The 15,019-nt window shown below is 22.3% G+C and carries 17 protein-coding genes; all 17 read left to right on the forward strand.

Features of this window, described 5'->3' with window-relative positions:
* Positions 1–782: 782 nt before the first annotated feature.
* The 17 genes from HMPREF1092_RS15720 to cas2 all read left to right on the forward strand — a co-directional run bounded on the left by HMPREF1092_RS15720 (position 783) and on the right by cas2 (position 14,873).
* Complete coding sequence (locus HMPREF1092_RS15720; protein WP_002599677.1) at positions 783–2,333, forward strand: replication initiation protein; 1,551 nt, start codon at positions 783–785, stop codon at positions 2,331–2,333.
* Positions 2,334–3,822: 1,489 nt separating this feature from the next.
* The gene (locus tag HMPREF1092_RS15725) at positions 3,823–4,839 is read left to right on the forward strand and encodes a nucleoid-associated protein (RefSeq protein WP_002599678.1); all 1,017 of its coding nucleotides are present in this window, start codon (positions 3,823–3,825) and stop codon (positions 4,837–4,839) included.
* A 13-nt stretch (positions 4,840–4,852) separates the two neighbouring features.
* On the forward strand, positions 4,853–5,164 hold the full coding sequence (locus tag HMPREF1092_RS15730) for a hypothetical protein (protein ID WP_002599679.1): 312 nt from the start codon (positions 4,853–4,855) through the stop codon (positions 5,162–5,164).
* A 147-nt stretch (positions 5,165–5,311) separates the two neighbouring features.
* The gene (locus tag HMPREF1092_RS15735) at positions 5,312–5,575 is read left to right on the forward strand and encodes a hypothetical protein (RefSeq protein ID WP_002599680.1); all 264 of its coding nucleotides are present in this window, start codon (positions 5,312–5,314) and stop codon (positions 5,573–5,575) included.
* A 491-nt stretch (positions 5,576–6,066) separates the two neighbouring features.
* Entirely contained in the window at positions 6,067–6,252 is a 186-nt protein-coding gene (locus HMPREF1092_RS15740; RefSeq protein WP_002599681.1) for a helix-turn-helix domain-containing protein, read from the forward strand.
* Positions 6,253–6,312: 60 nt separating this feature from the next.
* Positions 6,313–6,468, forward strand: a complete 156-nt coding sequence (locus HMPREF1092_RS17355; protein ID WP_002599682.1) for a hypothetical protein — start codon at positions 6,313–6,315, stop codon at positions 6,466–6,468.
* Positions 6,469–6,496: 28 nt separating this feature from the next.
* Positions 6,497–7,021 (forward strand): hypothetical protein, encoded by a 525-nt coding sequence (locus tag HMPREF1092_RS15745; RefSeq protein ID WP_002599683.1) that lies wholly within the window; start codon positions 6,497–6,499, stop codon positions 7,019–7,021.
* A gap of 394 nt (positions 7,022–7,415) precedes the next feature.
* Positions 7,416–7,649 carry a hypothetical protein gene (locus HMPREF1092_RS15750; protein WP_144054979.1) on the forward strand — a complete coding sequence of 78 codons (234 nt, stop codon included), beginning with the start codon at positions 7,416–7,418 and terminating at the stop codon, positions 7,647–7,649.
* Positions 7,650–7,743: 94 nt separating this feature from the next.
* Complete coding sequence (locus HMPREF1092_RS15755) at positions 7,744–7,935, forward strand: hypothetical protein (RefSeq protein WP_002599685.1); 192 nt, start codon at positions 7,744–7,746, stop codon at positions 7,933–7,935.
* A gap of 23 nt (positions 7,936–7,958) precedes the next feature.
* The gene (locus HMPREF1092_RS17360) at positions 7,959–8,129 is read left to right on the forward strand and encodes a hypothetical protein (RefSeq protein WP_002599686.1); all 171 of its coding nucleotides are present in this window, start codon (positions 7,959–7,961) and stop codon (positions 8,127–8,129) included.
* A 24-nt stretch (positions 8,130–8,153) separates the two neighbouring features.
* Complete coding sequence (locus HMPREF1092_RS15760; protein WP_002599687.1) at positions 8,154–8,747, forward strand: hypothetical protein; 594 nt, start codon at positions 8,154–8,156, stop codon at positions 8,745–8,747.
* A 49-nt stretch (positions 8,748–8,796) separates the two neighbouring features.
* Positions 8,797–9,084 carry a hypothetical protein gene (locus HMPREF1092_RS15765; protein ID WP_002599688.1) on the forward strand — a complete coding sequence of 96 codons (288 nt, stop codon included), beginning with the start codon at positions 8,797–8,799 and terminating at the stop codon, positions 9,082–9,084.
* Positions 9,085–9,433: 349 nt separating this feature from the next.
* A complete protein-coding gene (locus tag HMPREF1092_RS15770; RefSeq protein ID WP_002599689.1) occupies positions 9,434–10,105 on the forward strand; it encodes a hypothetical protein in 672 nt (223 codons plus the stop codon).
* 353 nt (positions 10,106–10,458) lie between these two features.
* A complete protein-coding gene (cas9, locus tag HMPREF1092_RS15775) occupies positions 10,459–12,717 on the forward strand; it encodes a type II CRISPR RNA-guided endonuclease Cas9 (RefSeq protein WP_002599690.1) in 2,259 nt (752 codons plus the stop codon).
* 138 nt (positions 12,718–12,855) lie between these two features.
* On the forward strand, positions 12,856–13,653 hold the full coding sequence (locus HMPREF1092_RS17600) for a hypothetical protein (RefSeq protein ID WP_002599691.1): 798 nt from the start codon (positions 12,856–12,858) through the stop codon (positions 13,651–13,653).
* 1 nt (position 13,654) lies between these two features.
* Entirely contained in the window at positions 13,655–14,557 is a 903-nt protein-coding gene (cas1, locus tag HMPREF1092_RS15780; protein ID WP_002599692.1) for a type II CRISPR-associated endonuclease Cas1, read from the forward strand.
* A 7-nt stretch (positions 14,558–14,564) separates the two neighbouring features.
* Positions 14,565–14,873, forward strand: coding sequence for a CRISPR-associated endonuclease Cas2 (gene cas2, locus HMPREF1092_RS15785; protein WP_002599693.1), 309 nt, complete (start codon positions 14,565–14,567; stop codon positions 14,871–14,873).
* The last annotated feature ends 146 nt before the right edge of the window (positions 14,874–15,019 follow it).

Here is a 15,019-nt window from a genome sequence, read left to right on the forward strand (position 1 = left end):
TTCAAATGTACAAAAAGGGAGAAATATATATACAAAAAGGGAGTTTCAAATGTACAAAAAGGGAGAAATATATATACAAAAAGGGAATTTCAAATGTACAAAAAGGGAGAAATATATATACAAAAAGGGAGTTTCAAATGTACAAAAAGGGAGAAATATATATACAAAAAGGGAGTTTTAAATGTACAAAAAGGGAGAAATATATATACAAAAAGGGAGTTTTAAATGTACAAAAAGGGAGCGAATTTTAAAGTTATTAATAAACTGTATAAATAGTGAGAAATTTGTAAAAAGTGATGTGGATAAGCTGTGGATAATATAAAAATAGTTAGTTTATGTATATTTTAATTGAAAAAGTTTTATTCTAAATTAAAATACAAAAATAAAAAAAATATATTTACCAAGTTTTTATTTCATTAAAAGGAAGAATAATCTAAAAATGAATGTACAAAAAGGGAGTTTCAAATGTACAAAAAGGGAGTTTTTTTACACAAACATGACATTAAAAAAATAAATGTTATATTTATTGTTTTCAGATGTACAAAAAGGGAGTAAAATTATATTGAAATATGACATTTACTATAAAAATGTTATATTAAGTATGTAAAATGTACAAAAAGGGAATTTCAAATGTACAAAAAGGGAGTTTATATGTACAAAAAGGGAACTTAAATATGATATAAAAATATAAAATGGCATATTTATATCGTGATAATAAGAAATGACATATTTACATTATTATGATATATTTAAACAAATGTTATAAAGAGGTAAGTAATTTTATGAATAAGGCAGATAAAGTAAATTCGAAAAATAAAAATAAAATAGAGGTGAAGAATAATATTTTAACCTTAAATAAAATTGGAAATTATGAAAGTATAGTTAAAAGTAATAATTTGGTTAGAGGAAGTTATACTGTTACTGCTAATGAGCAGAAGTTTTTATATAAGATATTTGAATATATACAGGAAAATAAATATGAAACAAATAAAATTGTATTTGAGTTTGATAATATGCTTAGAGAATTTAAAGATGTAATAAATAAAAATTTAACTAAAAAACAATTTTGGAATATGCTTAAAGGGTTACAAAAAAAGCATCCTGATATAATTATAAATGGAAAATATGTAAGTACCCAATGGTATAGGCTTATAGGAGAATTAGATTATTCAGTAGTAACATTAGAGCTAGATGAGTATATTTTTAAATATGTTCAGAGCCAAAAAAGTAATTTTAGTAAGCTATTAAAATCTAGTGTATATAATTTTAAAACTTTTTATGCAATGAAAATATATGAATTTATAAGAAGTTGGGCTAATTTGAAGAAATCAGAATATATAACTTTAGATAGGTTTAAAGTGGAATTAGATATACATGAGAAAGCTTCATATAAAAATAATTTTGCAAATATAAGAAGAAGAATTTTAGATCCTTCGGTGAAGGAAATAAATGAAATTTCTGAATTTGTAATTGCTTATGAATATTCAAAAAATGGTAAACAGGTTACAGGATTAAATTTTTATATACGAGAAAATAAAGAGAAAGAAAATAATGTTAATGATGCAATTGAGTTAATAAAGAACGGTGAAGGGGATAAACTTACAGAAAGAGAATTACAATCACTATTAGATGATAAAACAGTAAATGATGAAAATGTAAAGTTAGAAATATTAACGTTATTAGCTGATAAGATAAGAAGTAGACAAAATATAGTAGATGTAGATTATGAAGATTTTGAAGATAATGAAAATTCTCATGAAGATAAAGCAAGCTTAAAAGAGGATAAGACGATAAATATAGATAATTTAAGTATAGAAGAATTAGAAGAGTTAGTTAAAGATGAATCTTTAGATAAAGAATATAAAAAAATGGTAGAAGATAAATTAGAAGAATTAGTTGCAGTAGATATATTGAACTTTTTATCAGATGAAGAAGATGTAACAAAAAATAAATATAATAAGAAAAAAGATAAACCAATAACTATGGCTGAAAAATATAAAGCTGTAGGCAATCCATATGATTCAGACTTTGATAATGAGATATATGATAAATTTATAGACTATTGTTTTGAGGAAAAAATATCATTTATTGAAGATGAAGTTATGAGAAGAATATTAAGTGAAAGTATTGCAATAACATTTAAGAAAATTGGTTCAGATAAAATACAAGATTCTTGTTATGCGTATTTTACAACAGTATTTAAACATATGATAAAAGAAAGATATAAAAAATATAAAGAGGATGAAGAATTTAAGATTAGAAAAGAATTTCATTACTCTAAAAAAGATAATTCAGAAGAAGTAATGAAAGATATGGCTAGAGATTTTTATTAAAAAATAAGTATAATATTAATTAAAAAAATAGATATAGGGAATATCTCTATATCTATTTTTTTTATTTGAAATTTAGTTCATAACTTTTTAGATATATAAATATTGTAATAAATTAGGAATTATAGTACAGAAAAGATGATAAATAAACATAATAACAATGAAGTATACTTTATTTAAAATGAGATATTAAATAATTAAAAATATATAAATTAAAATAGAGGAAAATGTTATAGAGTATAAAGAAAATTAAATTATAAAAATTAAAAGAGGTAATGATATAAGATTTTGATAATTATTTTATGAAACCTTATGTTGATATAATAGTTTTAAGTGGATTTTTAAAGAATGATGCTAGTGATATTTGGATATTATTTACAAATATTCAGATTCAAAAAAACAACTTGTGCGAGTTACATTAATAAAAAAATCGTTGAAGAAAAATATATAAAAAGGTATTTTAATATCAAAAAATAAAGTCGACTTTTAGAATAAAAAATGTCGACTTTTAGAGATAAGAATGTCGACTTTTGCAATAATAAATGTCGACTTTTAGAGTTGAAAATGTCGACTTTTTTTATATTTAAAAAAATAAAGTCGACATTTTTAATATCTTATAAAGTATTAGATTAAAAGAGTTAAAAAAAATTTTTTATAAAAAATTCGAGTAGTTTAGTCAATCAAGTAAAAAAGGTAATAAAGTTAGAGAAATAATTAAAGAAAAATAAACAAAAAAATACTGTGATAAATGGTATAATTTAAGAGGGATAAAACCAAAAAAGGTAAAAGAAATAATAAGAGGGATTGATAAAATGTACGATATATTTGGAATTTAAAAAAAATATGTGGAAATTTTAAAAAGGATAAATAAATATGGATTAATAAAAAAAGTACATTGGCAAAAATTTATGGAAGAAATTTTAGGTATCAGAATAATAGAATAATGAAATATTTTAATCAATTATAAAAAGATAGATATTTAAGAAGTTATGGATTAGGAATGAGAGGGAAGAAACTTTTAAAATAAGAAAAAATTGAAATAAATTATAGTTATACAAATTTAAAAATAGATTGAAATATTATTATATATAGGAAATTATAATATAATGATATTTATTCTATTAAAAATAGATAAATCAAAAATATTAGATATTTGTACTAAATTAAAAAATAACTAGGCAAAATAGAATTTTACCTAGTTATTTTTTGTAATAAGGATTTTTGAGGATTTTTCAAAAATATAAAAACAAAGAACCTGAAAAAAGATTAATTAAAAAATGGTAACTTGAGATTTATCATATATTTAAATTATACTCTTTTTTTGTACATAATAAATGGAATAAATATTAATAAATGTTTAATAAAACAAATCATGTAAAGACAACTCTTTAATAAAAGAATATATTATTATATAATTATAAATATAAAAAATACCCTTAACAGGGTATAAGAAAGGAAGAGGAGAAATAGTATAATTTACTATTAAAAGCATATGATAAAAGATATAAATATAAATGAGGCTGTTATTAATGTAGTAGAAAATAACGGAGCAGAACAAATATATAATAATAAAAAGTTAAATATCACAGAAGAAAATATATATAAATTTATATATAAACATACAGAAAGATGTCTTAAGAGTGATAAATTAAAATATGCAAATTGGAAGAATGAACAAGAGTTCGGAATCAAAGAATTATGTAATCAATATTTTGAAAACAAATTAGATATTATTGAGCTTGGAAAGAAAATAAGTGAAAAAATGAAAGCAATAATGAATAGTAATAACTTAATTCCATCTGGTGATATAATAGTTGAAAATTTAATTACAGAGAATGGTCCAATTATAGGAATAATGAAGATTGATTATATATATAATTTTAAGCATATAATTGATAATGAAAATAATGAGATTGGGGTTAATTTAGTTGAAGATACAGGATTAACTTCAAACAAAATAAAGAAAGCAGCATTTATATTAAAAGGAAATGCTATTGATTGTGATTTGTTAGTTTTAGATGAAAGAACAAAGAGTAAGAGTGAAGAGTATGGAAGTGATTTTTTCACAAATACATTTTTAGATTGTGAAATATTTCAAAATAATAGAGATAAAACTAAAGATTTCATAGAAATAACAGAAAAATTCTTAAAAAATAGAGATTTGAATCCAATAGAGGTTATGCAATGTAGAGATAATTTAAGAAGAACAATAAAAGATGAAGATGTAATAAATACTGAAGATATTGCAGATGAAATATTTAGAGATAAAGAAATAAGGGAAGAATTTAATGATTTAATTAAAGAAAAATTAGAAGATACTGAAATAAATGTAGATAGGGAATGGGTTGAACAGAAATTTAAGAAAGTTAAGCTTAAGTTAGATAATGATATTGAAATTAGTTTACCAGAAGAGCTTTATTTAGATAAAAATAAATTCTCAATATTAAAAAATGGAGATAATACTGTAAGTGTTACAATTAAATTTATAAAAGAGATCATATCAAAATAGAAAGTGTGAAAAAATGACAAATCAATATTTAATAGAAATAATATTAGGATTAATTGAATTAGTATTCATATTAATAATGGCTTCAGTTTTAACAGAAAAAATTAAAATTAAATATAGGAAATATACACTTACATTATCAATAATAGGATTTTTATTTGGAATATGTGTTATATACAGCACTATAGTCTTTAATAACATACAAATAGGAAAATCATTAGTATTAATATTTATATTGATGTTAACTATTGTATTTCATATTTATGGTTTAAAATATAAATTAAAAATAAACAGAAATAAATTTGACCAAAATATAAAAAAAGTATAATAATATACATATGGAAAAATTTTTCCATAAAGCTGTGTCTGAAAAATCGCTATGTTAAAACTAACTATAAAAATTAAAGTAGTTAGTTTTATTTTTTATTTTAAACAATTTTGATAATAATTGAAAATTATAAAGGAGAGTATTGTTATGGAAAAATTAATTTTAGATAAGTTATATGAAATGAGTAATAAATTAGAAGGAATTGACAATAAACTTGATAAACTAGACATTAAACTTTCTGAAGTTGAAAAGAAATTAGACTTTATAAGTGATAAAACTATGAATCTGAAAAATTTAAAACATGAAATAATAGAATCTGTTATTGATATACAAGAAATTGAAAAAGCAATCATAACTAATTGCTATGATATAGCTAAATTAAGAGCAGCTCAATTTAATAATAATAAATAATAACATTAAACTACTATTTATTAACATGTTAGATTACATAATAAAAAAAGCCCTATCATTTTAGATAGGACTTATAAAAGATATTAATCATTGCTTTAATCCGCTATAGATTATTATATTATCAAAAATTATGTTTGTCTAGTTTAATATAAAAAATTAAAAAAAGGCTCGTGATAATATCACAAGTCTTTTTTAGTACAAAAAAAATAAAGTTAAATAGTAGGACGGCGTACCCTACATCTCTGGCAACTACTTGATTGTAGCGTGATAGAAGCCTTTCTATCCTTAAAAAACTTCTTTAACATTATCATTAAATTATATTTGAGATTTTTGAATAAGTCAATAAAAAATAGTTATTATTAACTTAAAAAACATAATTGTATATTTTTATTTATGAACAAAAGGTGGTATAATTTTTTTAGAAAATAAATACATAAATACTTAAATTATACATAAGTTGAATAATTTTTAAATACATAGGAGGAGATAAAATGAAAATTTATGCTTTGTATAGGGGAGAAGTTTGTTTAAGCATAGGAACTATATATGAAATAGCTAAAGAAATGAATATAAAAGAAGATACGGTAAAATATTATGCGACTCAGGCATATAAAAGAAAGTTAGATAAAAGAAAAAAAGGTAAATTTAAAAATCAAAGATGTTTAATAAAGTTATAGATATAAAAAGTATTAAATTTAATATAAGAAGATATTAAATTATTTAAGGAGAGTATAAGAATGAGTTTAATTATTCATAAAGAAGATATGGAGAAATATGGGTTAATGAAATCTAAACAAAAGGAAGGTGCTAAGGTTAATATAAATGGGAAAGAATATGAGATACTTCATATTTGTAAAAATAAAGATTATAGAGTAATAATTGAAAAAAATTAAATGTATAGAAAATTATAGGAGTATAAATATGGATAGTTTAAAAAATAAAAAAAGCTATTATAATTGGTATGAAATTGTCCCTTTGATTGGTATAGCATTGCTGATAATAATAGATATTTTTGCAAGTATTTATGTATATAATTTATTTAAAGATTCAGAAAGTTTACAAGGAGTAAATTCCAATTTACTTTCAAATAATACACCTATAGGAATATTTCAGTCAGCTCCTGTTAACGCAAATACAGGATTGATATTAGAAGTAGAAAAGGACATAAATCAGATTCAAAGTCAATACTATGTAAATAATAAGTTTTCTAATAATAGCTTAGGGAAGTTATGTACATTATATTATAATAACTATAATCAAAATTATGTTAAAAACAACAAAAATGCTAATAGTATATTTATAAGTTTGAAAGATATAATAGAAAAAATTAAAAGCAATAATATGAATACACATAATATTGATTTAAACGAAGATTTTAGTAATATAAATTCAAACATAAATACTTTAAAAAATATATATAAAGAATATGGTAATAGTTCTAATTAAATATAATAAAAGTATAAATAATTATTTGTGTTATTATTTATAAATGTATTATTAATATAAATTTATTAAAAAGAGCTTTAATACTTAAATATAGTATTAAAGCTCTTTTTAAAATAGTGAATTAATAAAAAGTATTAATTTTGAGATTATTTTTAACAAAAAGTCCTGAAAAATACAGAGATTTTTCTTAAAGGTACTAACATCAACTTTTGCCCTACGTTAAATATATTATAATACTATATATTATAAGTGTCTATTAATAGAGTGTAAAGGTTATTGTTTGTTATAAAAATTTTTATATTTGACTATCAAAATAATATTAATTATTTGAATTATGAATAATACTAATAAGCATATATTTAATGCTATTGGCGATACATTTGTTACATTACTATTGGCATTAAGTATTTCTAAAAAAAACATAAAAGCAGTTAAAAAATTTATTGAAAGTTTGGGCGCTAATGTAGGTGATAAAGTAATTGTTTTGCAAGGTGGTAGTGGATCATATTCATCGGATTGGGACAATGAAGGTGAACATACTATTACTGATATAGATTTCGCAGGAAATGTTGAATTTGATAATGGAAAAGCAAAAATATTTAGACCAAGGATAAAATTGATTAAATAATGATACTTTAAAAATTTTAAACAGTTGATATAAAGAATAATAGTGTAACTAAGTTTTTTAGAATCGTTGGCCTAAAAATATAGGAGGGATTAAAATGAGTTTAAGTAAATCAAAAATATTAGAAATAGAAAGAAACTTAGCAAGTATTGTACAAGCTAGAGAGAATATATGTATGCTTATTAAGCAGAATTGTAAAGAATGTCCATTGGATGTACAAGATAAATGTAGTGATTTAAATTTAAGTGAGTTTGATTTTAAAAATAATAAATGGATAGACAATATTTAGATTTTAAAATATGGAGTGATTATATGATTTTAGTTAATATACTTGTAACTATTTTAGGATTAATTATGTTTGTTTTAGGTATTTATGGTATATTTGGTTCTATTATAGGAAAGATTGCTAATTTTGATGATAATAAAATAATAATACCTATATTTATAACAATAATAGGTTTCGCATTAATAATTATACATTAGTATAAAGATATGGAGTGAGTCAATATGAGTAAGAAGAGTTTAATTATTAGTTTTTCGAAGAGTTTAATTATTAGTTTATCTATTGTTATAATATGTTTAGTTGTGGTAAATGTATTTGATAGCTACTGCTCAAATCAAAATGCAATATTAATTAAACAAGAAACAATTGAACAAGAAAATGGAACTTCATATTCAGTTTCATCAAATTTTATTACAACGCCATACAATTTTTTTGAAACAGATATATTTCAAGTTACTGATTCAAAAATATTACTAGAAAAAATTTCTCCTATAGGTGTTTCTGAAGAAGTAATAAATTTAAACAATTCAATCGAATTTGGAGTATTGATTAATTTATATGAAAACTTAAATCAAGTAAATAAGGAAATTAGCATTAATAATAATGTTTCTAAAAATACATTATATAATTTAGAAGAAATATATAATAATAATATAAATGATTTAGGTAATTCTTTAAATTTAAAAAAATTATTTAATAATCTAAACAGTTTAATTATAGATTTGAAAAATAATAAAACTGATAAAATTAATGAAAAGGTATCAGAAATGAAAATTAGCCTAAATAAATTTATTGAATATTATAACTCACAGGCATAAATATATTGAGGGGCTATATATTTTTAGAAAATAGAAAGGATGAATTAATATGGAAATGGCATTAATTATTCTAACTATTGTTATAGTTATTGGATTAACTTTATCATTAGGAAGCATCATATTTTTTATGATGGATAGAGATTGGGATAGCATGAGGGAAGATAAATTAGATTTAATGGAACGAAGAATAAATAGGGATAGTAATATAACAAATTTAGATGAAAATATAAATCATAAATATAAAGAAATTGACGCTCCTACTGGTTATAATTTTAATGATACAGTTGGACATTTTACTGTAACTAATCAAGATGAAATATCAAAAAATAAAAAATAGATTATTCATATAATTGGGTTATGTTTTATAATATAAAAAGTTATTACATTTAAAGGGAATTGGAGGTAATTATTATGAGCAATGTGTTGATATGCTGGTTTCTTACAATTTTTTCTTTGAAAGAGGTTGAAAAAGAGATTAAAGAGTAGTAAAAATGCCAAGAGGTTTATGGAGTGGAAAAGAAATTTATATAAATGCAGAAAAAATTAGATAATAATTATACTTGTTAATTTCTACGGCTTTTATAGTTTTTTTATAGTTTTTTTATAGTTTTCAATAAAACCCCAAAATTAATATATAAATTATATTAAAATTAAAGCATATAAAATTTATATAGGAGGATTTATTAATGAAAGAAAATATTGAAAGAATTATAAGGGTTGGAATAGAACAATCAATGATTGAAGTAGAGATGCTAAAAGAATCAATGAATAAAAATATTTTTGTAAAAAGACGCAATGATTTAATTTATTATTATCAAGAAATTTTAAAAGGAGAAATAACTTTAAAAAGCTTTATTGAAAAAATATTTAATGAATCAAGTAATTTAAAAAATTTAAATTACAATAAATTAGTTATTAGGAATGGTATTGTATATGAAAAACAAATAATAGATGGTAAAGGTTCATATTTTAATATTAATAAAATTCGCTTATTTGAAGGGAATAATATAGATGAAAATTATAAGTATAATGGAATTTTCAATCTTTATTTAAACAATGTAAACCTTGATTATGAAGATTGGAATAATATTAATATTAAAAATTCTAAATTAGTTGTAAACAATGAATTAAAATTATCTTTTTTAAATAATATAAATTTTATATCTACTTATTTTAATAATCTCTGTGAATTGTCATATAACAAAGATAAGGGTTATTTTAAGAATACTATGGAGTATATTTCAAATATTAATATACATGATTATAAAGAGAATACATTATCATATAATAGTTTAAAAGAATTGAGTAAAATAGTATCAAATAATGATATTAAAAATTCTATTAAACTTTTATATTAAATAATAAAAGCAATGTAACTTAAAACATTATTTTCATTATTTAGATTATTTTTTAGAATTATATGGACAAGGTAAAGTTTCGATAGTTGAAGAATTACTGGATGATTTATAGAACAGAGCAAATACAATAACTTTTCAATAAGATTATATTGTTGAAAAAATTACAATTTTAGTATATAATTATATAAAACAGCTAGGAAAATAATATAGCATATCAAAAATTTAACTAGTTACTATAGCAAGGCATTAAGCCGTAAAGTATCCCTCTATGTTCATATAAATGAGCTTAGGGGGTATCTTTTTATTTATAAAAGTAAAAAAATATATTTTTTGAATAGATTGGGGGCAACTTTATGGATAAAGAACTAAATTATGCAATTGGACTGGATATTGGAATAACATCAGTTGGTTGGGCAGTTGTTAATTTAGATTTAAATAGAATTGAAGACTTAGGAGTAAGAATTTTTAATGCTGCTGAAAATCCTAAAGATGGGGCATCTTTAGCATTACCAAGAAGACTAGCAAGGGGAAGAAGACGTTTGCTTAGAAGGAGAGCTTATAGACTTAAAAGGGTTAAGCGTTTAATAGTAGAAAAAAATATTCTTACACAAAATCAACTAGATAATTTATTTAAAGATAATAATATATGTAGTGTATGGGAAGCAAGAGTCAAAGGATTAGATTCAAAACTTACTAATGAAGAATGGGCAAAGATTCTAATTAATTTATGTAAAAGAAGAGGTTTTAAATCTAACAGAAAAAATGAAGCTAAAGAAAAAGAGGCTGGAGCAATAATAAGTAGCATAAATAAAAATATTGAGATTATGAAAGAAAATAATTCAAGGACAATAGGAGAATGTATATATAAAAGAGTTAAGGAATCAGATGATGCATATAAAGCTTTAAGAAATAAATATGGTGAATATACTATGTGTACATCACGAGGGATTATTAGAGAAGAGATAAATATATTATTTGAAAAACAAAGAAGTTTTGGAGCAGAATTTGCAAGTTCTGAAATTGAAGATATGTATCTAGAGATATTTGATTCTCAAAGACCATATTCAGATTTTGATAAATTAGAAAAGTTTGTTGGATATTGTACATTTGAAAAAGGAGTAAAAAGAGCTCCTAAAAAATGTATTTCAGCAGAAGAGTTTGTATTATATGATAATATAAATAAACTGTCTATAGTATGCGATGGTGAAAAAAGAAAATTAAATAATAAAGAAAGAGATTTAATAGTCAAAGAAGCATATAACAAAAAAGAAATTAAATATTCAGCTTTAAGAAAATTATTAAATTTAGATGAAAATAGTAGATTTTCTACTCTAACTTATAGTATAGATAAGGATGTTTCTAAGACTGAAAATACTAAATTTGTATCATTAAGTGGGTATTATGAGATAAAAAGAGCTATAGAAAAAGGAATTAGTAAAGAGTATTGGAATGAAATTAAAAATAATAAAGATATGCTAAATAATATAGCTTATGTTCTTACATTAGGAAAAACTGATAAGGAAATAGAAGAGCAGCTAATAAAAAGAAATATAGATAAAAAAATAATAGAAAGTGTTATAGATATATCCTTTAGTAAATTTAACAATTTATCAGTAAAAGCAATAAATAAGATATTACCTTTTATGAAAGAAGGTTTTCAATATAATGAAGCTTGTGAAAAGGCAGGATATGATTTCAAGGCAATTTATAAAGGAGAAAAATTTAAAAAGTTACCTGTAATAGATATACATGAGATAGTCAATCCAGTTGTAAAAAGAGCATTAGCTCAAAGCAGAAAGGTAGTAAATGCAATTATTGATAAATATGATTCGCCTATAAGAATAAATATAGAATTAGCAAGAGAGTTGTCTAAAAATTTTAAAGATAGAAAAGCTATTGAGAAAGAACAAAAGGAAAACAGAGTAGAGATAGAAAAGATAAGAACAGAACTAAAAGATTTATTCGGAAAAGAACCAACATATAGTGAAGTATTAAAATATCGTTTATGGCAAATGCAAAATTGTGAGTGTGCTTATTCACAGCAACAAATAGGTATAAATGAATTGTTTAGCCAAGGATATTGTGAAATAGATCATATTATACCTTTTAGTAGATGTTTTGATGATAGTTTATCAAATAAAGTTTTAGTTTTAGGAAAAGAAAATCAAAGAAAAGGGAATAGAACACCTTTTGAATATTTTGGAGATAATATAGAACGTTGGAATAGATTTGAAGTATGGGTTAAAGGAAGCCATTTGAATTATAAAAAGAAAACTAACCTTTTAAAGAAAAAAGTTTCTAAAGAAGAAGAGAGAGAATGGAAAGCAAGAAATCTTCAAGATACTAAATATATTTGTAAATATATAGCTAACTATATAAATAATAAACTAAAATTTAAGGAAAGTGATAGAAAACAAAAGGTTATAACTATAAATGGAAGAGCTACTTCAATTTTAAGAGGCTATTGGGGACTTACTAAAATTCGTGAAGATGGAGATAAACATCATGCATTAGATGCAGCGGTTGTTGCAGTTGCAACACAGGGATTAGTTCAAAAAATATCTAAATATAGCAAGGCAAGAGAATTACGAGGAATAAGAGAATCAGATTAATTTATAGATATAGAAACAGGAGAAGTTGTAAATTTAGAAGAATACAGAGAAGAAAGAAAAGAACTTTTCCCAAGGCCATGGAAAGAGTTTACTGAAGAATTAAAAATAAGATTAAGTAATAATCCAAGAGCAGAACTTATGAATAATAAAATATCTACTTATGATGATGAATTTATTAAAACAAACATAAAACCTATATTTGTTTCAAGAGTTCCTTTTAGAAAAAGTAAGGGTAAAATTTTTAAAGAAACTGTATATTCAAAAAAAGCTTTTAAAGAAAATAAATTTATATCAAAAGTAAATCTAACTGATTTAAAAGAAAAAGATTTAAAAAATTTCTATAATTATGAATGTGATAAAGTTTTATATGATTCTATAGAAAAAAGAATGGCTGAATTTAAATTTGATGCTAAAAAAGCTTTTGCAGATGAATTTAGAAAACCAACTAAATCAGGAAAATTAGGACCAATAGTTAGGAGTGTAAAAATAGTTAAAGATGTTCCATTTAAAGATGGAATAGATTTCAATGAAGGTGTAGTTGCAAAAGAAGGAATGGTTAGAATAGATGTTTACGAGAAAGATAAAAAATATTTTATAGTTCCAGTTTATAGATATCATATTGCAAATAGAATTAAACCAAATAAAGCGGCAGTTGCATCAAAACCAGAAAGTGAATGGATTGAAATGGATGATAGCTATGAATTTAAGTTTTCATTATATAAAAATGATTTAATAGAACTTAGATATGAGAAGAAACCAGGATATTTTGGATATTATGATGGATTTGATAGATCTAATTCTACTTTAAAAATAAAGGAACATGATTCTTCTGATGAATATAAAGGTATAGGAGTTAAAACTGGAGTTATAGAGTTTAATAAATATGAAGTAAATGTATTAGGGAAATTTTATAAAGTAAGAGAAGGAAAAAGATAAAATGAGTTTCAGAAGTATTATAATTTCTAATTCTGCTAGTCTAAGTTTAAAAAATAATAATTTATTAATAAATAATGGAAATGAATTTTTAATTCCAATAGAAGATATTTCAGTTTTAGTTATTGAAGGGGTTTCTGTTAATTTAACAAATAGATTATTAAGTAAATTAAGTGAGTATGGAGTTGCCACAATAATATGTGATAATAAGCATTTACCAACAACATTAGTTATGCCTTTAAATACTCATTATAAATCATTTAAAGTATTAAAGGAACAGCTAAACTTAACAGCTTCATTTAATAAAAGGATTTGGCAAAAAGTAATAAAACAAAAGATATATAATCAAGGAGAATGTCTAAAATTATTAGATTTACATGGCAATGAATTCTTAAAAAAATTATCTGAAAGTGTGGAAAGTGGAGATAAAGGAAATAAAGAAGCTATTGGAGCAAAATATTATTTTAAAAATATTTTTGGAGAAAAATTTATTAGGGAAGATGATATGAACTGTATAAATTCAGCTTTAAATTATGGATATACAATATTTAGAAGTGCAATAGCTAGGACACTTGTAATGTATGGATTTAATCCATGTTTAGGGGTTCATCATTGTAATGAATTAAATCAATTTAATTTGGCAGATGATTTTATAGAACCTTTTAGACCAATAGTGGATTTATGGGTATATAAAAATATAAAAGAAGATGATATTTTATGTAAAGAACATAGAATAGAATTAGTAAATTTATTAAATTATGAATGTATAATAGAAAATAAAAACCATTCTATTTTAAATGCAATAGATAAAATGATATCTTCCTATAAGACAGCAGTAAATAATAAAGACTTTAGATTATTAAAAGTTCCTATTATAAAAGATTTAGAATATCATTCTTATGAGTAATAAATTTATGAGAATATTAGTTTTCTTTGATTTGCCTGTTGTTAGAAAAGAAGATAGGAAAGATTATCAAAATTTCAGAAGATTTTTATTAAACGATGGATATATCATGCTTCAATATTCAGTTTATACAAGAATATGTAATGGAATAGATGGGATAAACAAACATTTAAATAGATTAGAAAATAATTTACCATCAAAAGGATCAGTTAGATATTTAAAGATAACAGAAAAACAATTTTCAGAAATGAAATTCTTAGTAGGTATGCCAAAAAAACAAGAAAAGACTATAAATTCATCACAATTGAGTATTTTTTAGAAAGTTAAAACCCGTTGAAACTAAGTAATTTCAACGGGTTTTATAATTCATATTATAGCATATCAAAAATTTACTAGGAACTATAGCTTTGTGACATCACATCACGGACACGTAAGATTATAGCATATCAAAAATTTACTAGGAAC

The organism is Clostridium thermobutyricum (assembly GCF_000371465.1).
GTDB classification, from domain to species: Bacteria; Bacillota; Clostridia; order Clostridiales; family Clostridiaceae; genus Clostridium; species Clostridium thermobutyricum.